Source organism: Pseudomonas urmiensis (assembly GCF_014268815.2).
Classification (GTDB): domain Bacteria; phylum Pseudomonadota; class Gammaproteobacteria; order Pseudomonadales; family Pseudomonadaceae; genus Aquipseudomonas; species Aquipseudomonas urmiensis.
In genome coordinates, this window is sequence record NZ_JABWRE020000001.1 from 4,353,362 (window position 1) to 4,374,958 (window position 21,597).

23 protein-coding genes and 1 riboswitch are annotated in these 21,597 nt (G+C 64.1%); of the genes, 7 read left to right on the forward strand and 16 right to left on the reverse strand.

Going from position 1 to position 21,597, the window contains the following annotated elements:
- Positions 1 to 2 precede the first annotated feature (2 nt).
- On the reverse strand, positions 3 to 1,208 hold the full coding sequence (locus HU737_RS19655) for an RtcB family protein (protein WP_186556638.1): 1,206 nt from the start codon (positions 1,206 to 1,208) through the stop codon (positions 3 to 5).
- Positions 1,209 to 1,301: 93 nt separating this feature from the next.
- A riboswitch (FMN riboswitch) is annotated at positions 1,302 to 1,443 on the forward strand.
- Between the two features lie 80 nt (positions 1,444 to 1,523).
- Here HU737_RS19655 and ribB point away from each other — a divergent pair.
- A complete protein-coding gene (gene ribB / locus HU737_RS19660) occupies positions 1,524 to 2,174 on the forward strand; it encodes a 3,4-dihydroxy-2-butanone-4-phosphate synthase (RefSeq protein WP_186556637.1) in 651 nt (216 codons plus the stop codon).
- 109 nt (positions 2,175 to 2,283) lie between these two features.
- Here the strand turns inward: ribB and HU737_RS19665 are convergent, their stop codons facing one another.
- The 3 genes from HU737_RS19665 to HU737_RS19675 are packed head-to-tail and all read right to left on the reverse strand — an operon-like array spanning position 2,284 to position 6,006.
- Positions 2,284 to 3,477 carry an SGNH/GDSL hydrolase family protein gene (locus HU737_RS19665; RefSeq protein ID WP_186556636.1) on the reverse strand — a complete coding sequence of 398 codons (1,194 nt, stop codon included), beginning with the start codon at positions 3,475 to 3,477 and terminating at the stop codon, positions 2,284 to 2,286.
- Between the two features lie 2 nt (positions 3,478 to 3,479).
- Entirely contained in the window at positions 3,480 to 4,616 is a 1,137-nt protein-coding gene (locus HU737_RS19670; protein WP_186556635.1) for an SGNH/GDSL hydrolase family protein, read from the reverse strand.
- A complete protein-coding gene (locus tag HU737_RS19675; protein WP_186556634.1) occupies positions 4,603 to 6,006 on the reverse strand; it encodes an MBOAT family O-acyltransferase in 1,404 nt (467 codons plus the stop codon). Before HU737_RS19675 ends, HU737_RS19670 begins: the two co-directional genes overlap by 14 nt.
- Positions 6,007 to 6,248: 242 nt before the next feature.
- Between HU737_RS19675 and HU737_RS19680 the strand changes: the two genes are divergently transcribed.
- The 4 genes from HU737_RS19680 (at position 6,249) to HU737_RS19695 (ending at position 11,383) form a co-directional block, all read left to right on the forward strand.
- Positions 6,249 to 6,491, forward strand: a complete 243-nt coding sequence (locus HU737_RS19680) for an exodeoxyribonuclease VII small subunit (protein WP_186556633.1) — start codon at positions 6,249 to 6,251, stop codon at positions 6,489 to 6,491.
- Positions 6,488 to 7,375 (forward strand): (2E,6E)-farnesyl diphosphate synthase, encoded by an 888-nt coding sequence (ispA, locus tag HU737_RS19685; protein WP_186556632.1) that lies wholly within the window; start codon positions 6,488 to 6,490, stop codon positions 7,373 to 7,375. The genes HU737_RS19680 and ispA overlap by 4 nt, the downstream gene beginning before the upstream one ends.
- Positions 7,376 to 7,501: 126 nt before the next feature.
- Positions 7,502 to 9,397, forward strand: a complete 1,896-nt coding sequence (dxs, locus tag HU737_RS19690; protein WP_186556631.1) for a 1-deoxy-D-xylulose-5-phosphate synthase — start codon at positions 7,502 to 7,504, stop codon at positions 9,395 to 9,397.
- Positions 9,398 to 9,490: 93 nt separating this feature from the next.
- The gene (locus HU737_RS19695) at positions 9,491 to 11,383 is read left to right on the forward strand and encodes a TonB-dependent receptor domain-containing protein (RefSeq protein ID WP_186556630.1); all 1,893 of its coding nucleotides are present in this window, start codon (positions 9,491 to 9,493) and stop codon (positions 11,381 to 11,383) included.
- On the opposite strand, the gene HU737_RS19700 is transcribed toward HU737_RS19695, so the two are convergent.
- The 12 genes from HU737_RS19700 to nrdR all read right to left on the reverse strand — a co-directional run bounded on the left by HU737_RS19700 (position 11,361) and on the right by nrdR (position 20,367).
- On the reverse strand, positions 11,361 to 12,173 hold the full coding sequence (locus tag HU737_RS19700) for a cobalamin-binding protein (RefSeq protein ID WP_186556629.1): 813 nt from the start codon (positions 12,171 to 12,173) through the stop codon (positions 11,361 to 11,363). The two genes, HU737_RS19695 and HU737_RS19700, sit on opposite strands and share 23 nt — an antisense overlap.
- A complete protein-coding gene (locus tag HU737_RS19705) occupies positions 12,173 to 12,592 on the reverse strand; it encodes an MFS transporter (protein ID WP_186556628.1) in 420 nt (139 codons plus the stop codon). The genes HU737_RS19700 and HU737_RS19705 overlap by 1 nt, the downstream gene beginning before the upstream one ends.
- Positions 12,589 to 13,206 (reverse strand): GTP cyclohydrolase II, encoded by a 618-nt coding sequence (gene ribA / locus HU737_RS19710; protein WP_186556627.1) that lies wholly within the window; start codon positions 13,204 to 13,206, stop codon positions 12,589 to 12,591. Before ribA ends, HU737_RS19705 begins: the two co-directional genes overlap by 4 nt.
- Before the next feature lie 426 nt (positions 13,207 to 13,632).
- Positions 13,633 to 14,385, reverse strand: a complete 753-nt coding sequence (locus tag HU737_RS19715) for a substrate-binding periplasmic protein (RefSeq protein ID WP_186556626.1) — start codon at positions 14,383 to 14,385, stop codon at positions 13,633 to 13,635.
- 17 nt (positions 14,386 to 14,402) lie between these two features.
- A complete protein-coding gene (locus tag HU737_RS19720) occupies positions 14,403 to 14,906 on the reverse strand; it encodes a phosphatidylglycerophosphatase A family protein (protein WP_186556625.1) in 504 nt (167 codons plus the stop codon).
- Positions 14,903 to 15,868 carry a thiamine-phosphate kinase gene (gene thiL, locus HU737_RS19725; protein WP_186556624.1) on the reverse strand — a complete coding sequence of 322 codons (966 nt, stop codon included), beginning with the start codon at positions 15,866 to 15,868 and terminating at the stop codon, positions 14,903 to 14,905. The genes HU737_RS19720 and thiL overlap by 4 nt, the downstream gene beginning before the upstream one ends.
- An 18-nt stretch (positions 15,869 to 15,886) precedes the next feature.
- Positions 15,887 to 16,387 carry a transcription antitermination factor NusB gene (gene nusB / locus HU737_RS19730; RefSeq protein WP_186556623.1) on the reverse strand — a complete coding sequence of 167 codons (501 nt, stop codon included), beginning with the start codon at positions 16,385 to 16,387 and terminating at the stop codon, positions 15,887 to 15,889.
- Entirely contained in the window at positions 16,384 to 16,860 is a 477-nt protein-coding gene (ribH, locus tag HU737_RS19735; RefSeq protein WP_003255395.1) for a 6,7-dimethyl-8-ribityllumazine synthase, read from the reverse strand. The genes nusB and ribH overlap by 4 nt, the downstream gene beginning before the upstream one ends.
- A gap of 90 nt (positions 16,861 to 16,950) precedes the next feature.
- Entirely contained in the window at positions 16,951 to 18,042 is a 1,092-nt protein-coding gene (gene ribBA, locus HU737_RS19740) for a bifunctional 3,4-dihydroxy-2-butanone-4-phosphate synthase/GTP cyclohydrolase II (RefSeq protein ID WP_186556622.1), read from the reverse strand.
- Between the two features lie 18 nt (positions 18,043 to 18,060).
- The gene (locus HU737_RS19745) at positions 18,061 to 18,726 is read right to left on the reverse strand and encodes a riboflavin synthase (protein WP_186556621.1); all 666 of its coding nucleotides are present in this window, start codon (positions 18,724 to 18,726) and stop codon (positions 18,061 to 18,063) included.
- Positions 18,727 to 18,769: 43 nt separating this feature from the next.
- The gene (gene ribD, locus HU737_RS19750) at positions 18,770 to 19,900 is read right to left on the reverse strand and encodes a bifunctional diaminohydroxyphosphoribosylaminopyrimidine deaminase/5-amino-6-(5-phosphoribosylamino)uracil reductase RibD (RefSeq protein WP_186556620.1); all 1,131 of its coding nucleotides are present in this window, start codon (positions 19,898 to 19,900) and stop codon (positions 18,770 to 18,772) included.
- Between the two features lie 2 nt (positions 19,901 to 19,902).
- Positions 19,903 to 20,367: a transcriptional regulator NrdR gene (gene nrdR / locus HU737_RS19755; RefSeq protein WP_186556619.1), complete on the reverse strand. Its 465-nt coding sequence runs from the start codon at positions 20,365 to 20,367 to the stop codon at positions 19,903 to 19,905.
- Between the two features lie 105 nt (positions 20,368 to 20,472).
- On the opposite strand from nrdR, the gene HU737_RS19760 reads away from it, so the two are divergent.
- A complete protein-coding gene (locus HU737_RS19760; RefSeq protein WP_186556618.1) occupies positions 20,473 to 20,925 on the forward strand; it encodes a YbaY family lipoprotein in 453 nt (150 codons plus the stop codon).
- Positions 20,926 to 21,585, forward strand: coding sequence for a class I SAM-dependent methyltransferase (locus HU737_RS19765; RefSeq protein ID WP_186556617.1), 660 nt, complete (start codon positions 20,926 to 20,928; stop codon positions 21,583 to 21,585).
- Positions 21,586 to 21,597 lie beyond the last annotated feature (12 nt).

Below are 21,597 nucleotides of genomic sequence, written 5' to 3' on the forward strand. Positions count from 1 at the left end.
GCTTAACCCTTGACGCAAACCACCTGGCGCAAGGTATGCACAACCTCCACCAACTCGCGCTGAGCCAGCATGACAGCATCGATGTCCTTGTAGGCCATGGGAATCTCATCGATCACCTGCTTGTCCTTGCGGCACTCGACATGGGCCGTGGCGCGGCGCTGATCCTCGACAGTGAAACGGCTCTTGGCCTTGGTTCGGCTCATCACTCGCCCGGCACCGTGGCTGCACGAGCAGAACGACTGCTCATTACCCAGCCCACGCACGATAAAGCTCTTGGCACCCATCGAGCCTGGAATGATGCCCAGCTCGCCCTGGCGCGCCGACACCGCGCCCTTGCGGGTCACCAGCACTTCGCGACCAAAATGCTGTTCGCGTTGCACGTAGTTGTGGTGACAGTTGACCGCCTCCAGGCTGGCCTCGAAGCGCTTACCCAATACCTTGCGCGTGGCGCCAACCACCGCCAGCATCATCAGTTCGCGGTTGTGTCGGGCAAAATCCTGAGCCCACTGCACCGCCTCGACATAATCGGCAAAATGCCGGCTGCCCTCTTCGAAATAGGCCAGGTCCTTGTCGGGCAGGTTGGCCAGGTGCTGACGCATGTCGGCCTGGGCCAGCTCGATGAACAGGTTGCCGATCGCATTGCCGACCCCGCGTGAGCCGCTGTGCAGCATGAACCAGACCCGGTCGGCTTCATCCAGGCAGACTTCGATGAAATGATTACCACCGCCGAGCGTGCCCAGGTGATGGCGGTTGTTGGTTTTCTCCAGCCGTGGGTACTTGTCGGTGATGGCCTTGAAACGCGCGACCAGGCCACTCCACATGCGCTCGGCCTGGTTGGGCACAGTGTCCCAGGCGCCCTGATCACGCCGGCCGAAAGTCTTGCCGTGAGGTACGGCCTGTTCGATGGCGCTGCGCAGGCCATGCAGGTTGTCCGGCAGGTCGCGCGCATGCAACGAGGTACGTGCGGCGATCATGCCGCAACCGATATCCACGCCCACTGCCGCAGGGATGATCGCCCCCACTGTGGGGATCACACTGCCGATGGTCGAACCCTTGCCCAGGTGCACGTCCGGCATCACCGCCAGGTGCTTGAAGATGAACGGCATGCGCGCGGTGTTGAGCAACTGCTGGCGGGCTTCCTCCTCTACCGGCACGCCGTCGGTCCACAGTTTGATCGGCTTGCCGCCGGCGACTTGGAGAATGTCCATGGTGTCGTTTCCACAAAAAGCTATAACCCATGATACCGCCGAAGGTCGTAGGCCGGCGGCTTGCCAACCAGGTGGCACAGTGCTGTATGCTTGGCCGGTCTTCAGGGCGGGGTGAAAGTCCCCACCGGCGGTAAATCGAAAGATGAGCCCGCGAGCGCCCCGACCCTGTCGGGGGACAGCAGATCTGGTGAGATTCCAGGGCCGACGGTCATAGTCCGGATGAAAGAAGGCGTTTGGTAGCAGCCAAAAAGGTGCTGCTGCGCGCGCGTTTTGTTCGCCCCGAGACGTTCATCGATTATTCACGAGGAGCGTTTCATGTCCCCCATGCTGCAAAAGCAATTCCCCAATGTCGCGGCTGCCATTGCCGCTTTCCAGACTGGCCGACCGGTGCTGTTGCTCGACGACAACGATCGCGAGGACGAAGCGGATATCATTGCCGCCGCCGAAAACATCTCGATGCAGACCATGGCCATGATGATCCGCGATTGCAGCGGCATCGTTTGCCTGTGCCTGGATGAAGCCACCGTCGACGCCCTGCAACTGGCGCCGATGGTGCAGAACAACCAGGCCCGCCATGGCACCGGCTTCACCGTTACCATCGAAGCGGCCGAAGGCATCACCACCGGCGTTTCTGCCCAGGACCGCATCACCACTATCGAAGCTGCGCTGCGCTCGACTGCCGAACAGCGCCAGATCGTCAGCCCTGGCCACGTGTTCCCGCTGCGTGCGCGCAACGGTGGCGTACTGACTCGCCGTGGTCACACCGAAGGTACCGTGGACCTGGCGCGCCTGGCTGGGCTGCGTCCGGCCGGCGTGCTGTGCGAGCTGATGAACCCCGACGGCACCATGGCCCGCGGTGAGCAGGTGGCGGTGTATGCCCGCCAGTACAACATGCCAATGCTGACCATCGAAGAGCTGGCGCAGTACCGCGTAGCGATGATGGAGCGCGAGGCGGTGCCCGCCTGATCCATCGTCTACAGCACTGGTTGTAGAACCCTATCGCGGGGCAAGCCCGCTCCCACGCAGAGTTTAAGCCGCGTGGGAGCGGGCTTGCCCCGCGATGGCGTTGGCCGCCTCAGCGCAACCGAAGCGACCCTTTCAAGAACTCATACAACCCCGCCGCACTCTTGCGATAACCCTCGCCAGTCAGGTGCACCATATCCCCTCGCGCCAGCCCCCCGGCCTGCCACCGGGCAATCGAACATGGCCCGCCCATGTAGGCCTGCCAATCCCAGAACAACGCCTTGTGTTTCTGCGCCATCTGCCGCTGCACCCGCACCACCCCAGCCAACGGCTGTGGCTGCTTGGCTGCACATGAACGCGCCTTGCGCTGCTTGATCGAGTCCGGTGGCCCGACCAACAAGATCGCCGCCCGCGGCAACTGCTTGCGCAAGCTGCTCAGGGTCGCATCGAGCTGAGACTGGTACAGCGCCAGGTCGAGCTTGTCATCGAACGCCTCGTTGGTGCCGTAGGCGAGGATCACCAGGTCCGGTCGCAACAGCTTGAGGCTGTCTTGCCAACCGGGCTGCCACTTATCCACAACCTCCAGACGCGCACCATTGATGCCCAGCGAGGAATAGGTCACCCCGGCATTCTTCTGCCCCTGGAGGTACCAGCCACCCAGCAGCACACCCTCGCCCCCCTCCAGGCCTAGCTGCATCGGCAGGCCAAGATTGTTAAACGCTGGGCTCAAGCGCCACTGACCGTTGGTGGCTGGCAGCATGCGCCGCTGATTGCCATTGGCGAGCAAGGTGCTGTTACGGCTGGCCTGGTACAAGGCAGACACCTTGTAACGCTGCGCATCGGCGTCGCGCGCTTGCAGGTTCACCTTAGGCCGGGCTGCGAGCGGCAACGACAGGTAGCCGCCCAGAGGAAACTGGCTGCTCTGCTGGTTACGCGCCGAGATCAACTCCCACTGGCGGCGCTCACTGTTGATGATCACCCGATCATTGCGGATACCCGGCACCGAGGTCGCCGGCACCAGGCCGATACCACCATCGCCATAGCGCGCTTGCAGCAGACGCCGTAGCTCGCCACTGAACAGGTCGGCGGCGGTATGTGAGTCACCCAGCTGGACAATAGAGACAGGCGCACGCCTGGCGTTGCGCAACTTGTCGGCGAACACGCCGAGGTTGCCGTCCTGGCGAGTGGCGAGCGCGGTGGCAACTTTGGCGGGCGCAGGCTGGGCCGGCACGCTCACACCGGCACTGCAGCCGGGCACGCTGCTGATCAGCAGGGCCAGGCCCAGCAGGTGATGCCATTGGCGCATGGTCAATGTCCTGTAACGGTGAGGGCCGGGAAGCTGATCAGCGACAGTACCTGCGCCGCAATCATCTTCTGCCCGGTGATGGTGAAATGCACGCCGTCGTCATAACGGACTTTGATTCGCTTGCCTTGCGGCGACTGCACGGTAAAGGAGAACTGCTCGTCCGGATAGCCGAGGAACGGGTTGGCCGAAACGAAGTGCTGGCCGAACAGCGTTGCCTGCTGCTGGTACAGACCACTGAGATAGGCCATGGCCGAAGACAGCCGCGGTTGATTCATATTCGGCGGCCCGACCCAGATCACCTGGACCTGATGCGCCCGTGCCTGCTCGAGAATCGCATCGATGCGGGCGCGATAGGCCACTTCCCACTCCGGCGACTTGAAGCGCAGGAACGGCTTGCCCTTGCCCTGGGGCATATCCCACGGATCGTTGGGGCCAAGGAACACCACCATCAGGCGAATGTTCGGCTCACGCTCAAGGGTCTCGGCGACGGTCTTGGGCCAGTTGAAGAAGCCTGGGTAGGCCAGGCCGGTACTCTGCCGACTGAGGTTGACGGTCTTGATCTGATAGCGCTTGCGCAGGCTGTTGGCCAGATGCGGCGCAACCCCCTGCATCAGTGAGTCGCCGACCAGGAATACCTCATCACCGGCCGCCAAGGCTGCCACGGTGCCCGGCTGTAATAGCGGTGGCGCAGTTGACGGACGTGTGGGCGCCGGCGCGGCGGCGACTGGCGGCGTCACAGCATCAGCTGCTACCGATGGCGCCGCCGCAGTGTGCACGGCCCTAGCTGGCGGCTTGCTCGGCAGCAGTGGTCGCTCCAGATCGACCGTCACCACCGGCATTGGTGGCGGTAGCACTTGCGGCTCTGGCGCCTTGGCGAGCTGGGTCTGGCGCTCGAGGCTGTCGAGGAAGCTGTCGCGCGCCTCGCCCAATGCCATGGTCAAGCCCGCGCCCAGGCGCCAGGCCGGCAGTTGGCCAATGACCGGCAGCTCACAGCTCTGGTGATACTTCTGCTGGCAATAGAGCTTGATCGAGTCCTGGTTCAGCCAGAACAACAACAGCGTGGTGACGACGATGGCGTACAGCGCCTTGGCCGCGCTCAGCTGCACCTGGGACAACGACGTGGCATTAGAAGCTGGCATAAATGAACCCCGGCACACCCGACTGCGAAGCGAAGATCACCAGCGACACGAACAACGCCAGCGGGATCGGATAGAGCTGCCAGGGCAACCGCTGGCTCGCGGCGAAACCCTGGCGTAGCAAGCTCAGCCACTGGGGATAACTGGCCACCAACAGCACGCTGGCCAGAATCAGCAGGCCGCTGGACGAATTCAGCCCCGCGACACTGACCTGGGCAATATCGCCGAGCATTTCCAGGGCGCTGTCCAGGGTTGGGCTGCGGAAGAAAATCCAGGCGAAGGCGACGTAATGGAAGGTCAATAGGCGAGCCAGCAGCCCTGCCCCAGGCAGTCGGGCAAAGCCAGGCAACAACTGGTCGAACAGCTTATAGATCGCCAGACCGACGCCATGCAGCGCGCCCCAGATAATGAAGTTCAGGCTCGCGCCGTGCCACAGGCCGGACACCAGCATGGCCAGCAACATGTTCAGGTTGCCCCGCCACACCCCCTGCCGGTTGCCGCCCAGCGGGATGTACACGTAATCGCGGATGAAGCGCGACAGGCTGATGTGCCAACGCGCCCAGAATTCCTTGAGGTTATGTGCCGCGTAGGGGGCGTTGAAGTTGTCCGGCAAGCGCACTCCCAATAGCAGGGCGATACCGGTGACCAGGTTGGTGTAGCCGCTGAAGTTGAAATAGATCAGGAAGCTGTAGCCATACACGCTCAGCAGCACCTGCTCGGGGCTGGCGCTGCCGGGGGTGTCGAATACCGGATCGACCCACTCGCTGCCCAGCCAGGCGCTGAAGAAGAATAACTTCACCACCGCCAGGGCGATCAGCCCCAGCGCACGCTGTGGCTCGAGTACCTGGCGCATGGCCTGTGGGCGAATCTGCGGCAGCATGTGCGCTGCACGATTGACCGGCCCCGCCACCAGGCTGGGGAAGAACGCCAGGTACAGCGCCAGATCCAGCACGGGCACAGGCGCAAGCTCACGGCGATTGATCGACACCAGGTAGCTGACCGAGTGGAAGGCATAGAACGACAGCCCGATCGGCACCAGCAACTCCAGAATCGGCAGCGAAACCGTCAGCCCCAGCGCTGCCAGCGCGCTCTGCGCACCCGCGACGAAGAACTCCTGGTACTTGAATAGATAGAAGCAGCCCAGCACCAGGGCCAGTAACAAGACCGGGTTGAACCAGCGCCCGGGATAGCGCGCTGTCAATTGCCCGAGCAGGTACACCAGTGCGCTGTAGCCGAGCAGGATGTACAGCGATTGCAGGCTGAAACTGGCCACCAAGGCATAACTGGCGGTCAGCAGCAGCGCATTCTGCAAACGCACGCTCCAGCACAGGCTCCAATAGAGCAGGAAGAACAGCGTGAAGCACAAGCCGAATTCGATCGAAAGGAAGCTCACAACGTAGTCCGTTACGTGACGTGGAGGGAGGGGCGGCGGCTGCCATGCAAGCCCCGGCGCAGAGCGCGCGGGATTATGGCAGAGGGGTCTGAACGCCACAATCGGACAGACTCTGAAATTGCAATACGAATATTCGCAGGCAAATGAAACAAAATGCGACGAACGATAGGCCTCGGCAATTTGCTCCCCCTGCCCCGCTCTGCTAGTGTCGCGCCGTTCTGAATGCCACCGAGACAGTCGCCATGGCCCGCAAAAAAACCTCCATCGATTTCGAACAATCCCTCGCCGATCTGCAAGCGCTGGTCGAGCGCCTGGAGAACGGTGAATTGTCGCTGGAAGAGTCGCTGGCCGCCTTCGAGCAAGGCATCGCCCTGACCCGTGACTGCCAGGGCGCCCTGGCCCAGGCCGAGCAAAAAGTGCAAATCCTGCTCGAGCGCGACGGCGAGCTGGCCGCTCAGCCGTTCGACGCGGAGCCGCAAGAATGATCAATAGCTACCAGGCCACCTGCCAGGCACGCGTCGATGCCGCTCTCGAACAGCTGTTCCAGGCGCCGTCGGCAGAGCTGCAGCGGCTCTATGAAGCCATGCGCTACAGCGTGATGAATGGCGGCAAGCGCGTGCGCCCGCTGCTCGCCTATGCCGCCTGCGAAGCCTTTGGCGCGCCGGCCGAAGACGCCAATGGCGCGGCCTGTGCGGTCGAACTGATCCACGCTTACTCGCTGGTCCACGATGACCTGCCGGCGATGGACGATGACGACCTGCGCCGTGGTCAGCCGACCACCCATAAAAAATTCGACGAAGCCTGCGCGATCCTCGCTGGCGACGGCCTGCAGAGCCTGGCCTTCGACGCCCTGCTCGACCCGCGCCTGAGCAGCCAAACCGCTGCCACCCGCCTGGACATGGTGCAAACCCTGGCCAAGGCCGCCGGCCCTGCCGGCATGGTCGGCGGGCAGGCCATCGACCTCGGCTCGGTGGGTTTGAAGCTCGACCAGCAAGCCCTGGAGTACATGCACCGGCACAAGACCGGCGCCCTGATCGAAGCCAGCGTGCGCCTCGGCGCCCTGGCCAGCGCGCGCGCCGAACAGGCCCAACTGGATGCCTTGCAGGTGTATGCCCAGGCCATCGGCCTGGCCTTCCAGGTGCAGGACGATATCCTCGACGTCGAGAGTGACACCGCCACCTTGGGCAAACGCCAGGGCGCTGACATAGCCCGTGACAAACCGACCTATCCAGCCTTGCTTGGCCTGGATGCGGCCAAGGCCTACGCGATCGAGCTGCGCGACCAGGCGCTGGCTGCATTGCAGGGCTTTGGTGATAACGCCGAGCCGCTGCGCGCGCTGGCCCGCTATATCGTCGAGCGGCGCCACTAAACTAAGCAGATCTCGCCACGCCGCCGGTATTGCTTCAGCAAGCTTGGACCGCCCCCCCTGTGAATGGGCAGCTTCCTACACAATGGGGTAAACTGCCGCGTCTTCAAACCTATAACGACTCGCCTGATGCCCACGACGTTTCAAGAGATCCCCCGCGAACGCCCGGTCACCCCGTTGCTGGACCGCGCCGATACGCCCGCCGGCCTGCGCCGGCTGGCTGAAGCCGACCTGGAGAACCTGGCCGACGAATTGCGCCAGGAGTTGCTCTATACCGTTGGTCAGACTGGCGGGCACTTCGGCGCCGGCCTGGGCGTGATCGAATTGACGGTTGCCCTGCACTACGTCTTCGACACCCCGGACGATCGTCTGGTGTGGGACGTCGGTCACCAGGCCTACCCGCACAAGATCCTCACCGGCCGCCGCCAGCGCATGCTCAGCCTGCGCCAGAAGGATGGCATCGCCGCCTTCCCGCGCCGCGTCGAAAGTGAGTACGACACCTTCGGCGTCGGCCACTCCAGCACCTCGATCAGTGCCGCGCTGGGCATGGCGATTGCCGCCCGCCTGCAAAACAGCCCGCGTAAATCGATCGCGGTGATCGGTGACGGCGCGCTGACTGCGGGCATGGCCTTCGAGGCGTTGAACCACGCCCAGGAAGTCAACGCCGACATGCTGGTGATCCTCAACGACAACGACATGTCGATCTCGCGCAACGTCGGCGGGTTGTCCAACTACCTGGCCAAGATCCTCTCCAGCCGCACCTACGCAAGCATGCGCGAGGGCAGCAAGAAGGTCCTCTCGCGTTTGCCTGGAGCCTGGGAAATCGCCCGGCGCACTGAAGAATACGCCAAGGGCATGCTGGTTCCCGGCACCCTGTTCGAAGAGCTGGGCTGGAACTACATCGGCCCGATCGACGGCCACGACCTGCCGACCCTGATCGCCACCCTGCGCAACATGCGTGACCTCAAGGGCCCGCAGTTCCTGCATGTGGTGACCAAAAAGGGCAAGGGCTTCGCCCCCGCCGAAGTCGACCCGATCGGCTACCACGCCATTACCAAGCTCGAACCTGCCGACAAACCGGTCGCGCCGAAACAAGCCAGCGGCCCTAAATACTCCGCCGTGTTCGGCCAATGGCTGTGCGACATGGCCGCCGCCGACAATCGCCTGGTGGGCATTACCCCGGCGATGAAGGAAGGCTCGGACCTGGTGGCGTTCAGCGAGCGCTTCCCCGAGCGCTACTTCGACGTGGCCATTGCCGAGCAGCACGCTGTGACCCTGGCTGCGGGCATGGCCTGCGAAGGCGCCAAGCCGGTGGTGGCGATCTACTCGACCTTCCTGCAGCGTGCCTACGACCAGCTGATTCACGACGTGGCGGTGCAGAACCTCGATGTGCTGTTCGCCATCGACCGCGCCGGCCTGGTCGGTGAAGACGGCCCGACCCATGCTGGCAGCTACGACTTGTCGTACCTGCGGTGCATCCCCGGCATGCTGGTGATGACCCCGAGCGATGAGAACGAGCTGCGCAAGATGCTCAGCACCGGCCACCTGTACAACGGCCCGGCTGCGGTACGCTATCCGCGTGGCACTGGCCCGAATGCGCCGATCAGTGGCGATCTTGAGCCGCTGGAAATTGGTAAAGGCGTGGTCCGTCGCCAGGGCGAGAAAGTCGCCCTGCTGGTGTTCGGCGTGCAATTGGCCGAGGCCCTACACGTGGCTGAGCAGATCAACGCGACCGTGGTCGACATGCGCTTCGTCAAACCACTGGATGAGGCCTTGATACGCGAGCTGGCGGCCAACCACGAACTGCTGGTGACCATCGAAGAGAACGCCATCATGGGCGGCGCGGGCGCTGCGGTGGGCGAGTTCCTCGCTCGCGAGGCGCTGCTCAAGCCGCTGCTGCACCTGGGGCTGCCGGACATCTATGTCGAACACGCCAAGCCTGCACAGATGCTGGCCGAATGCGGGCTGGATGCGGCGGGGATCGAAGCATCGGTGCGCGCGCGGATGGCCAAGCTCAGCCTCTGATTTTTTGCGGCTCAATCGCGGGGCAAGCCCGCTCCCACGCAGGCGTGCACATAGCGCCCATCTGCGTGGGAGCGGGCTTGCCCCGCGATAGCGATGGAACTGCCAGTGAAAATCCCAACCCTCACCACCCTGCTCTGCTTGCCGACCACCCTGCTGGCCGCCGAACCGGCCCGCGACGACGCCCTGAAACTCCCCGACGTGCTGATCAGCGCCAGCCGCCAGGTTGAATCGCGCACCACCACCAGCGCTGCCAACAGCGTATTCACCCGCAGCGACATCGACCGCCTGCAACCGAGCAGCGTCAGCGACCTACTGACCCGCGTGCCCGGCGTCCAGGTCGCCCCCACCGGCGGTCGCGGCAGCCTACCGGGGATCTTCATCCGCGGCACCAAGGCCGCCCAGAGCCTGGTGCTGGTCGACGGCGTACGTATCGCCAACGCCACCTCTGGCGACAGCGGCCTGCAGTTTCTCGACGTCGACCAGATCGAGCGCATCGAAGTGCTGCGCGGTTCGCGCTCGGCGGTCTATGGCAGCGACGCCATTGGCGGGGTTATCCAGATCTTCACCCGCCGCAGCAGCGGCCCTGGCCTGCAACCGCGCCTGCGCCTGGCGGCCGGCAGCAACCAAACCTGGCAGCGCAGCCTGGGCCTGTCTGGCGGTGACGGCGCTACCCGTTTCAGTCTGGGCGCCAGCCTGGACGAAACCGCTGGCATCGACTCGACCGGCCCGTCCTTTGCCAGCGACGGTGACCATGACGCCTATCGCAACCAATCATTCAACCTAAGCCTGAGCCACTCCTTCAACGAGCGCTTCGAAGCCGGCTTGAACCTGCTCGACAGCCGTGGTCGCAGTGAATACGACAACCCTTACGGGCGCTTCGACCCGGTCACCTTCGAGAGTTTCGGCCAGAAGCCTTACACTGACTTCAGTGTCAGCAGCGTAGGCAGCTACTTCGACGCGCAGGTGAACGACGTCTGGCACTCGCGCCTGGAACTGGGCCACAGCGAGAACCGCGACGACAAGCGCGACAAACTCAGCGCTGAGCGCTTCGTCTACAACACCTACCGTGACCAGGTCACCTGGCAGAACGACCTGAGCCTGGGTGAACGCCACAGCCTGTTGCTGGGTGGCGATTGGTATCAGGACCGCGCTCAGGGCACGACCGAGTTCATCGAGGGCAGTCGCTGGAACCGTGCGGTATTTGTGCAGCATCGTTATGCCGGCGAAGGGTTCTCTAGCGAACTTGGCCTGCGCCACGACCGCAACCAGCAGTTCGGCCGCGAAACCACATTGAGTGCAAGCCTGACCCTGCCGGTAACCGAGCGCAACGACCTGCTGCTGTCCTACAGCGAGGGCTTTCGCGCACCAACGCTGAATGATCTCTACGATCCTCAGTACGGCAATCCTGAGCTCAAGCCCGAGCATTCCAAGAGTTACGAGCTGCAATGGCGCAGCCAATTGACCAGCAGCAGCCGCCTGGAAGCCTCGCTGTACCGCACCGACCTGCGTGACGCGATCATCTTCCCCGACATGCAGACCAAGCCCTACAACGTGGCCAGCGCGCGCATCGACGGGGTGGAGCTGACCCTGCATCAGCAGTGGCAAGCCTGGCAGGCCCAATTGGGCCTGGCGGTGATCGATCCGCGTGATCGCGACAGCGGGCACACCCTGGCCCGCCGCGCCCGTCGCACCCTGAGCCTGGATGTCGATCGGCAGTTCGAACGGTTCAGTGTCGGTGGCAGTTGGCAGGCGGTCAGCAGCAGCTACAACGAGGAGAAGAACCTCAATCGGCTCGCAGGCTATGGCTTGCTTGGCCTGCGTGGCAGTTGGACGGCCAGCCAGCAGATCAGGGTCGACCTGAAGTTGGATAACCTGCTGGACAAAGGCTACAGCCGTGCGCTGTACAGCTATGACAACAGCAACTACGGCTATCGCGAAGAAGGCCGCACCTGGCTGCTGAGCCTTACCTGGACGCCGGCACTCTAGCGTCGAGCACTGCGCAGAGCTTGGCGGTCGCTTCGATCATCTGCCCGCTGGGCCGCTCCAGGCCCTTGTCTGGCACCACCAGCAGCTGCTGATTGGCCGTGGCCCGCAGTTGCGGCCAGGCCTTCCACGGCGTCAGCTGCGCGTTGTCAGCGGCCAGGATCACTTCTGGATCACGCGCCAGCACCGACTCTACGCTGACCAGCGGCGCCGGCTGCGTCAGGTCGGCAAAGACATTGCGCGCGCCACAGACAGTCAGCGCATCGCTGACGATCTGCTGGCCACCCAAGGTATACAGCGGTTTGTCCCACACCTGATAGAACACCGCCAGCGGCCGATCACGTTGGTAGCGCTCGCGCAGCGCTTGCAGGCGGGCACGCAGTTGCGCGGTATAGTGCCGAGCCTGCTCAGCGCGACCCACCCGCACACCGATGGTCTCGATCTGCTCGATCAGTTGGTCGAGGTTTTTCGCTTCATCACTGAAGGTAGCGATGCCCAGGCGGCGCAGCTGATCGCGCTGGGCCGGGGCAACACTGCCAGGCCAGAGCAGCAGCAAGTCGGGCTTGAGGCTGAGCAGGCGTTCCATGTCCAGCTGGCCGTGACGCCCCACCGAAGGCAACGCAGCCAACCCTGCGGGCCGTTCGCCGCCGTCGAGCATCCCCACCAGCAGGTCATCGGCGTGCAGCTCGAGCATGATTTCCGTCATCGACGGCGCCAGGCTGATTACCCGTGGCCCAGCCGCTGCGTGAGCACCACCAACCAGTAGCAACAGCAGGCAAAGAAAGACGCGCATCAGCCCAGCTGACGCGGAATGCGATAGAGGTACAGCAGCACCAAGGTGGACAGCGCCAGAAGGATTTGCGCTACCGCTTCCAGCCCGACCAAGACTGACAACGCGGCGACCCAGGCGGGGATGCAGGCGAACAGCATGGCCATGCGCCGCACCCGCGCCAGCTCGATCCAGGCGGCCGGCTCTTCAGGGGTGCCGAGCACCTTGGAGGTGGCAATCAACGCCCGCTTGTAGGCACCGAAACGTGGCAGGCTGAGGAACATGGTCGCGGCTCCCGCGATGAACAGTGGCATGGCCAGCACCGGGATCAGTCCGTCGCCACCACCGAAGGCCCAGGCCATCACTGGCAGCGGCAACAGCCCGACTGCCAGGTATTGCCACCAGGCCAGCGCCAGGCGCCGCTTCACCTCGCTGCGGGTCACGCCTGAGGCACCTCGCCTTGGTGCTCGGTGCCCATCATATGGCCAAGCTTGCCAGCCTTGGTCGCCAGGTACAGGCGGTTGTGCGGGTTGTGGCCGGTATGCAGCGGCACGCGCTCGGCGACGTTGATGCCCATGCTGGTCAGCGCCTTGACCTTGCGCGGGTTGTTGGTCATCAAGCGCAGCGCCTTGACGCCCAGGTGCTCGAGCATCGGCAGGCACATGGCATAGTCGCGCTGGTCAGCGGCGAAGCCCAGGCGCTCGTTGGCCTCGACGGTATCGGCGCCGCCATCTTGCAGCTCATAGGCGCGGATCTTGTTCAACAGGCCAATGCCACGACCTTCCTGGCGCAGGTACAGCAGCACGCCACGGCCTTCACGGGCGATGGCTTGCAGGGCGGCTTCGAGTTGCGAGCCGCAGTCGCAACGCTGGCTGAACAAGGCATCACCGGTCAGGCACTCGGAATGCAGGCGCCCGAGCACCGGCTCGCCGTCAGCGATATCACCCAGGCTGAGCACCACGTGCTCACGGCCAGTGGCTTCGTCGAGAAAGCCATGCATGGTGAAGGTCGCGAAGGGAGTCGGGAGTTTCGAGGCGGCAACAAAGACGACGGGCACGTTGTGCTCCTGATAAGTAACTTGGAATTTCACGTGAGCCGATTGTATCAGCAGGCTGGCGCATATGCGCAGGCTGAATACCGTGGCTTAAGATCGAAAAGTTCGATGCTTATTGAACATTGCAGGGTGCCAGCACTGGCCTCTTCGCGGGCAAGCCCGCTCCCACAGGGGGCCAAGTCGCTCAGAGACTTTTATTGTGTCAGTCATGACTCACCGCTGGCTTGAGATCTGCGCGGTAGCTGTGGGAGCGGGCTTGCCCGCGAAGAAGCCAACTCAATGTGGCTGACTGTGCGCAGTAAAAGGATACGGCTGCTGCCATAGGGGCCAAGTCGGTCAGAGCATTTGTATTGAGTCAGTCATGACTCAGCGCAAGCCTCAGATCTGCGCGGTAGCTGTGGGAGCGGGCTTGCCCGCGAAGAAGCCAACTTAATGGGGCTGACTGTCCGCAGTAAATGGATACGGCTGCTGCCACTTTTCGTAGATCGCTTTCAGCTCGCCGCTACGCACCAATTGCTCCATGCGCCGGTCAAACAAGTCTTTCAAGGATTTACCCTGTTCGTTCTTGGCAAATGCCAGATACAGCGGCAACTCAGCGATATGGGTACGCCGGAAGCGCTCAGGCTGCGCCGCCTGGCCCAGCACGTAGTCGACTTCAGTCAGCGCATCGATGTAGAAATCCACTCGCTCGTGCTCGAGCATCGGCAGGATCCCTTCACGCCGCTGGATCTCGCGGAATTGATGAACATTGGGCAGGTAACTGCCGTAGTCATAGCCGCGCACCCAGGCCAACCGGTACTGGCCAATGTTCTCAGGGGTAGGTTCCGGCTTGCTGGCAAGGCCCAAGGCATAGATATGGTCCATGTCGAAATGCCAACGCGGATAGAGGTTGTCGTCGTTCTCTTCCTTGTAGGAGCCGACCCAGGCATCCGCTTCGCCACGTTTGACCAAGCCCACCGCGCGGCTGTAAGGCGCACTCTGGATCAGCACTTTGACCCCGGCCGGCTCGAACACTTTGCGCAGTACGTCCCAGGCCACCCCGGTGCCGTCGGCATTGGTGTAGTCGAGCCATTCTTCACTGACCAGGTGGATCTGCGCAGGGTGCTGCCCCTGCACGTTAGCGGCACACACGCTGCCGCTGAGCAGCAGCAACATCGCCAGCAACGCCGTCCTTATGCCCATCCACCCGCTCCTAAGTATCAGGCCACCGCCCACACCAGAACTTGCATGCCCAGCCAGGCAAAGACCCCGGCGAGGATATCGTCGAGCATGATCCCGACTCCGCCATGCACATGCCGGTCGATCCAGCGGATCGGCCACGGCTTGAGGATGTCGAAGAAGCGGAACATCAGGAACCCTGCGAGCAGCCACTGCCAGCCTTCCGGCACCAGCCACAGGGTGATCCACATGCCGACCATTTCGTCCCAGACAATGCCTTCATGGTCATGCACGCGCAAGTCGTTTGCCACTTTGCCGCACAGCCAGAAGCCAAACAGCATGGTCACGCCCAGCAGCAGCCAGTAGCCCCAGTCTGGCAGCATCTGCCACAGCGGGATGAACGGCAGCGCCACCAGGGAGCCCCAGGTACCAGGAGCCTTGGGTAGAGTGCCAGAGCCGAAGCCGAAGGCGATGAAGTGCCACGGGTTGCGCCAGACCGAGGGCGGAACGAACTCCGCAGGCACCTGGTTGGGGTGGTCGGTCACGGTGTCTCCCTAAAATGTTGATAGCCCCGCTGCTGCGGGGTGATGTCCTGGCCCTGCTCGTCCAGCAGGCGCACGCCCTCGCCATCGAGCACGCGGCCGACGACATGGACCGGCACACCAGCGGCGCGCAGGGATGAAAGCTGTGCCGGCGGCAAGGTGAAGGCCAGCACGTAGTCGTCGCCACCGATCAGCGCGGCCTGGCGCGCAGCTTCAGAGCCGAGAAAGCCCTGCAGAGCAGGTGACACCGGCACCTGTGCCAGGTTCACCTCGAGCGCCCGCCGGGAGGCCTTGGCGATATGGCCGCAGTCGGCCAACAGACCATCGGAGATGTCCAGGGCCGCCGTGGCTTTGCCAAGCAGGGCCTGGCCAAGGGCGAATTGTGGCGAGGGCGACCAGTAATGGGCCAGCAAGGGCCCAGCCAAGTCGGCTTCGACCTGGCGTTCACCGAGCACCAGCGGCAAGGCGCCAGCAGCATTGCCCAGTTCACCACCGACACACAGCAGATCCCCCACCTGGGCGCCGCTGCGCAGCAACGCCTGCCCACGTGCAACGCGGCCAAACACCGTCATGGTGATGCTCAGGGGACCACGGGTGGTGTCGCCGCCGATCAGGCTCAGGCCGCAGCGGCGGGCCATGCGATTGAGGCCTTCGGCGTAAGCCTGCAGCCACTGCGCGCTGACCTCGGGCAAGGTCAGCGCCAGGGTAAAACCAATGGGCGTGGCGCCCATCGCGGCCAGATCGCTGGCGGCCACGGCCAAGGACCGCTGGCCAAGCAGCGAAGGGTCGCAGACGGCAGGAAAATGCACGCCGGCGACCAGGGTATCAGTGGACACCGCCAGCTGCTGCGCAGCAGGCAGGTCCAGCAGGGCGCAGTCGTCACCAATCCCCAACGCCACGCCTTCGCCGCCCTGCGCACAGGGCGCGGCAGCGAAGTAATGGCGGATCAGCTCAAACTCACCCATGGCTGGTCAGCGCCGCAATCAGCGCTTGTACGCCTTGACTTCCGCTTCACGCAGACGCGGAGCGAGCTTGTCCAGTACACCGTTGACGAACTTGTGACCGTCGGTGGCGCCGAACACTTTGGCCAGCTCCACACCTTCGTTGATCACCACGCGATACGGCACATCGGCGCGCATGATGAACTCCCAGGTGGACAGGCGCAGAACGGCCAGTTCAACCGGGTCGAGCTCTTCCAGGGCAAGGTCCAGGCACGGCGCCAGAGCCTCGTCGATTTCCTTCACCTTGGCCGGAACCCCGTGCAGGATCTCGCGGAAGTAAGCGCCGTCTACATCGGAGAAATCGTTGTCGACCCGAAACTGCGCCTCGACCTCGTTCAGCGAGTGCCGGGCCATGTGCCACTGGTAGAGGGCCTGGGTCGCGAGCTTGCGGGCTTCGCGGCGCTTGGCGCTCTTCGAGGGCTTGCCGGCATCCGCAGGTTTTGGATCGCGCGGGTTGAAACGATCGCTTTCGTCGCTAATCACTTGGCCTCCAACTGCGCCAGCAGGCTGACCATTTCCAGGGCGGACAGGGCAGCTTCAGCACCTTTGTTGCCAGCCTTGGTGCCGGAACGCTCGATGGCTTGCTCGATGGAGTCGACAGTCAGCACGCCGAAGGCCACCGGAACACCGAACTCCATGGACACCTGGGCCAGGCCCTTGGTGCATTCGCCCGCCACGTATTCAAAGTGCGGGGTACCGCCGCGGATCACAGCGCCCAGGGCGATGATCGCGTCGTAAGCGCCTTGTTGGGCGACTTTCTGTGCAACCAGCGGGATTTCGAAGGCGCCAGGAGCACGGATGATGGTGATGTCGCTTTCGCTGACGCCATGGCGTACCAGGGCATCGACGGCACCGCTTACCAGGCTTTCGACGACGAAGCTGTTGAAGCGGCCAACCACCAAAGCATAGCGACCTTTGGGGGCGATGAAGGTACCTTCGATGGTCTTCAGGGTCATTCCGGTGTTCTCATTTTAAAGAGCGAGGCCGCCGTAGACGGCCTGCAGGAGGGTTTGGACACGAGCGCCAGGGCAACTAGCGCGCCTGTGTCACTCAGAGGGCACGTATTCTACAACTTCCAGATCAAATCCGGATATCGCGTTGAACTTCATCGGCGAGCTCATCAGGCGCATCTTGCGCACGCCCAGATCACGCAGGATCTGCGAACCGGCACCGACCGTGCTGTAGGTGCTCGGCGTCTTGACCTGGGTTTCGCCGGCGCTTTCGCGGATATGCGCCAGGAGCACGTCGCCATCGAGTGGGTGGCCGAGCAGCAGGACCACGCCGCTGCCGGCCTCGGCCACCGCGCTCATCGCCGCACGCAGGCTCCAGCGGCCTGGCTGCTTGACCATCAGCAGGTCGCGCAGCGGGTCCATGTTGTGCACCCGCACCAGGGTCGGCTCTTCGGCGCAGATCTTGCCCAGGGTCAGTGCCATGTGCACGTCGCCTTCGACCGAATCGCGGTAGGTGACCAGGTTGAACTGGCCCAGTTCGCTGTCCAGCGGCTGCTCGGAAACCCGCTGAACGGTACGCTCGTGGATCATCCGATAGTGGATCAGGTCGGCAATGGTGCCGATCTTCAGGCCATGTTCGGCAGCGAACACTTCCAGCTCGGCGCGACGCGACATGGTGCCGTCGTCGTTCATCACCTCGCAGATCACCCCGCTCGGCTCGAAGCCAGCCATGCGCGCCAGGTCGCAGGCGGCCTCGGTGTGGCCTGCGCGGGCCAGGGTACCGCCAGGCTGGGCCATCAGCGGGAAGATGTGACCGGGGCTGACGATGTCTTCGGCCTTGGCGTCCTTGGCTGCGGCCGCCTGCACGGTCCGCGCACGGTCGGCAGCGGAGATGCCGGTGGTGACGCCTTCGGCGGCTTCGATCGACACGGTGAACTTGGTGCCAAAGCCCGAACCATTGCGCGGCGCCATCAGCGGCAGCTTGAGGGTTTCGCAGCGTTCGCGGCTCATCGGCATGCAGATCAGGCCACGGGCGTGCTTGGCCATGAAGTTGATGTGCTCAGGCTGGCAGCACTCGGCGGCCATGATGATGTCGCCTTCGTTCTCGCGGTCTTCGTCATCCATGAGGATGACCATCTTGCCTTGGCGGATGTCTTCCACCAGCTCTTCAATGCTGTTGAGCGCCACTCGGCACCCCCTTCTCAATCAGGATTTCAGGTAGCCGTTGGCGGCCAGGAAGCTTTCGGTGATGCTACTGCCCTTGCTCGGTTCGGCAGCCTTGTCGCCCAGCAGCAGACGCTCCAGGTAACGGGCCAGCAGGTCGACCTCAAGGTTCACCCGACGACCTGGGCGGTAGTCGGCCATGATGGTTTCGGACAGGGTGTGCGGGACGATGGTCAGCTCGAACTCGGCGCCATCGACCACGTTGACCGTCAGGCTGGTGCCGTCGACGGTGATCGAGCCCTTGTGGGCGATGTACTTGGCCAGCTCTCTGGGCGCACGCACGCGGAACTGGATGGCGCGGGCGTTATCGCTGCGCGAGATGATTTCGCCGACGCCGTCGACGTGGCCGCTGACCAAGTGACCGCCCAGGCGGGTGGTCGGGGTCAGGGCTTTTTCCAGGTTGACCGGGCTGCCGCTTTTCAAGTCGTCGAAGGCGGTGCACTCGAGGGTTTCGCGGCTGACGTCAGCCCAGAAACCGTCGCCCGGCAGGTCGACGGCCGTCAGGCAGACGCCGTTGACGGCAATGCTGTCGCCGAGTTTGACGTCGCCCAGGTCAAGCTTGCCGGTCTGGACGTAGACGCGCACGTCACCGCCCTTGGGGGTCAGGCTACGGATGGTGCCGATGGATTCGATGATGCCGGTGAACATGCGGTTGTCCTCGCAAATAGGGCTGCGCTGGGCTAGCCAGGCATTATACGCCGGTGGCCGGCAGGGGGATGGCCGTGACCCGCCAGTCATCGCCGACGGCGCGCATTTCAGTGATTTTCAGCCGCGGCGCCTGGCTCATCTGCGCCAGCGGCCAGTCCAGCAGCGGCCTGGCCTGGGAGCCGAGGAAGGTGCCGGCGACGAACAACTGGAACTCGTCGATCAGGCCAAGCTGGGCGAAGGCCCCCACCAAGCCGGCGCCGGCCTCCAGGAGAATTTCATTGACGCCACGCGCTGCCAGGGCCCTGAGCAGCCCGGGCAGGTCGACCCGGCCTTCGGCGCCGGGTAGGCACAGCAGTTCGTGACCGGCTTGGGCGTAACGCGGATCAGCCGCCGCCGCAGTCACTACCAGCGCCGGGCCTGCCTGGAAAAACGGCGCCGTCAGCGGCAGACGCAGGCGGCCGTCGATCAACACGCGCAGCGGTGGGCGTGACAGGGCCAGGGCCGTGGTTTCTGCATCAAGGCCCAACTGTTCGCCACGCACGGTCATCCGGGCGTTGTCGGCCAACACACTTTCGGCGCTGGTCAACACCACGCTGGAGCGGGCGCGCAGGCGTTGCACGGCGGCGCGCGCGGCAGGGCCGGTAATCCACTGGCTCTCGCCACTGGCCATCGCCGTGCGCCCGTCCAGGCTCATCGCCAGCTTGGCCCGGACGAACGGCAGCCCGTGTTCCATACGCTTGAGGAAACCTGGGTTGAGCGCGCGCGCTTCGCTTTCCAGCACGCCACTGGCGACTTCGATACCCGCCTCGGCCAAGCGCCGCAGGCCTTGGCCGGCCACTTGCGGATTGGGGTCCTGCATGGCCGCGACTACCCGGGCGACGCCGGCCTTGACCAGTGCCTCGGCGCACGGCGGGGTACGCCCATGGTGGCTGCACGGCTCCAGGGTCACGTAGGCGCAGGCGCCTTTAGCGCGTTCGCCAGCCTGGCGCAGTGCGTGCACCTCGGCGTGCGGCTCACCGGCGCGTACGTGCCAACCCTGGCCCACCACCTCGCCGTCGCGAACGATCACGCACCCCACGCGCGGGTTGGGATGGGTGCTGTACTGGCCCTTGCGGGCCAGTTGCAGGGCTTGGGCCATGTAGTGGGCGTCGAGAATCGCGGTCTGGCTGGGCATGCTTACTCTTTAGCCGGCTCGCGGGCCAGGCGGTCGATTTCTTCGCGGAATTCGTCGAGGTCCTGGAAGCGCCGGTAGACCGAGGCGAAGCGGATGTAGGCGACTTCGTCGAGCTCGCGCAGCGCGGCCATGACCAGTTCACCCACCACCAGCGACTTGACCTCACGCTCGCCAGTGGCGCGCAATTTGTGCTTGATGTGGGCCAGCGCCGCTTCCAGCCGCTCGACGCTGACCGGGCGCTTTTCCAGCGCGCGCTGCATGCCGGCACGCAGCTTGTCTTCATCGAACGGTTGGCGTGTACCGTCTTGCTTGATCAGCCGCGGCAGCACCAGCTCGGCGGTTTCGAAGGTTGTGAAGCGTTCGCCGCAGGCGACGCACTCGCGCCGGCGACGCACCTGTTCGCCCTCGGCGACCAGGCGCGAGTCGATGACCTTGGTGTCGTTGGCACCGCAAAAGGGACAGTGCATGGTGGCAGGCAACAAAAAAAGGGAGGGCCATGGTAGCGCATCCGACTGGCAAGACAAGCCAAAGGGGTTACCATCCAATCAATTCTGCCCGTGAAGGACTCCACCATGCACTATCGAGCGCTCGTCGTGCTCTGTCTCGCTGGCCTGATGACGGCCTGCAGCAGCGATAAACCCAAAGGCGAGCAGCCCACTGCAGCGCCCGCTCCCAAGGTCGCGAAAAAGGCGCCGGCACTGGGGCCGCTACCGGCCTACCAGCGCGAAATCAGCGGCACCTTGCTGGAGGTGCCGGCAGGCGCCGACGTCGAACTGGCGCTGCTGGTGATCGATGAACGCGACCGGCCGCAGCGCCTGCTGGCCAGCAGCAACCTGATCGGTACCGGCCAGGCCCTGCCCTATCAGCTGCGCTTCAATCCCGAGGCATTCCCGGCCGGGGCCAGGGTCGAATTGCGTGGCCGCGCCAGCCGCTCCGGCCAGCTGATCATGCACCTGCCACCGCAGCGTATTGTTCAAGCCGCGAGCCAAGCCACTGGCCCACTGCGCTTCGAGAAGGCGCCATAGATGGCGCCGTTGCATCTGCAACAGGCCCTGAGCGGCCTGATCGGTGAAGCGCGGCTGGTCGCCAGCGAGCTGCCGCAGTGCGCCTTGAAGCTGTGGCTGATCGATGCGCAGAACATGGATCGCGCCTTCAGCAGCGAAGAAACCCAACGCATCCTCGAAGACCCGCCGTACTGGAGCTTCTGCTGGGCCAGCGGCCTGGCCATGGCGCGCTACCTGGCCGAGCGCCCGGAGTTGGTGCGTGGCAAGCGCGTGCTGGATTTCGGCGCCGGTTCAGGCATCGCCGGGATCGCTGCCGCGCGAGCGGGGGCATTGGAAGTGGTGGCCTGCGACCTCGATCCGCTGGCGTTGCAAGCCTGCCAGGCGAACGCGGCGCTCAATGAGGTCGAACTGGGTTACAGCAGCGATTTTTTTGCCGAAGCCGATCGCTTCGACCTGATCCTGGTGGCAGACGTGCTCTACGATCGCGCCAACCTGCCACTGCTCGATGCGTTTCTTAGCCGAGGCCGCCAGGCGCTGGTCGCTGACTCGCGGGTGCGCGACTTCAGCCACCCGTTGTACCAGCCATTGGGGGTGCTTGAAGCACTGACCCTGCCGGACCTGGCCGAGCCACACGAATTCCGCCGGGTCAGCCTGTACCACGCCAGCCGCGAGCCTTTATAGTGGTGCCATCCA

Bases quoted from the DNA above. Each gene is read 5' to 3' on its own strand.
- HU737_RS19655 (WP_186556638.1), bottom strand. From the start codon at position 1,208: ATGGACATTCTCCAAGTCGCCGGCGGCAAGCCGATCAAACTGTGGACC.
- ribB (WP_186556637.1), top strand. From the start codon at position 1,524: ATGTCCCCCATGCTGCAAAAGCAATTCCCCAATGTCGCGGCTGCCATT.
- HU737_RS19665 (WP_186556636.1), bottom strand. From the start codon at position 3,477: ATGCGCCAATGGCATCACCTGCTGGGCCTGGCCCTGCTGATCAGCAGC.
- HU737_RS19670 (WP_186556635.1), bottom strand. From the start codon at position 4,616: ATGCCAGCTTCTAATGCCACGTCGTTGTCCCAGGTGCAGCTGAGCGCG.
- HU737_RS19680 (WP_186556633.1), top strand. From the start codon at position 6,249: ATGGCCCGCAAAAAAACCTCCATCGATTTCGAACAATCCCTCGCCGAT.
- ispA (WP_186556632.1), top strand. From the start codon at position 6,488: ATGATCAATAGCTACCAGGCCACCTGCCAGGCACGCGTCGATGCCGCT.
- dxs (WP_186556631.1), top strand. From the start codon at position 7,502: ATGCCCACGACGTTTCAAGAGATCCCCCGCGAACGCCCGGTCACCCCG.
- HU737_RS19695 (WP_186556630.1), top strand. From the start codon at position 9,491: ATGGAACTGCCAGTGAAAATCCCAACCCTCACCACCCTGCTCTGCTTG.
- HU737_RS19700 (WP_186556629.1), bottom strand. From the start codon at position 12,173: ATGCGCGTCTTTCTTTGCCTGCTGTTGCTACTGGTTGGTGGTGCTCAC.
- HU737_RS19715 (WP_186556626.1), bottom strand. From the start codon at position 14,385: ATGGGCATAAGGACGGCGTTGCTGGCGATGTTGCTGCTGCTCAGCGGC.
- thiL (WP_186556624.1), bottom strand. From the start codon at position 15,868: ATGGGTGAGTTTGAGCTGATCCGCCATTACTTCGCTGCCGCGCCCTGT.
- ribH (WP_003255395.1), bottom strand. From the start codon at position 16,860: ATGACCCTGAAGACCATCGAAGGTACCTTCATCGCCCCCAAAGGTCGC.
- HU737_RS19745 (WP_186556621.1), bottom strand. From the start codon at position 18,726: ATGTTCACCGGCATCATCGAATCCATCGGCACCATCCGTAGCCTGACC.
- ribD (WP_186556620.1), bottom strand. From the start codon at position 19,900: ATGCCCAGCCAGACCGCGATTCTCGACGCCCACTACATGGCCCAAGCC.
- nrdR (WP_186556619.1), bottom strand. From the start codon at position 20,367: ATGCACTGTCCCTTTTGCGGTGCCAACGACACCAAGGTCATCGACTCG.
- HU737_RS19760 (WP_186556618.1), top strand. From the start codon at position 20,473: ATGCACTATCGAGCGCTCGTCGTGCTCTGTCTCGCTGGCCTGATGACG.
- HU737_RS19765 (WP_186556617.1), top strand. From the start codon at position 20,926: ATGGCGCCGTTGCATCTGCAACAGGCCCTGAGCGGCCTGATCGGTGAA.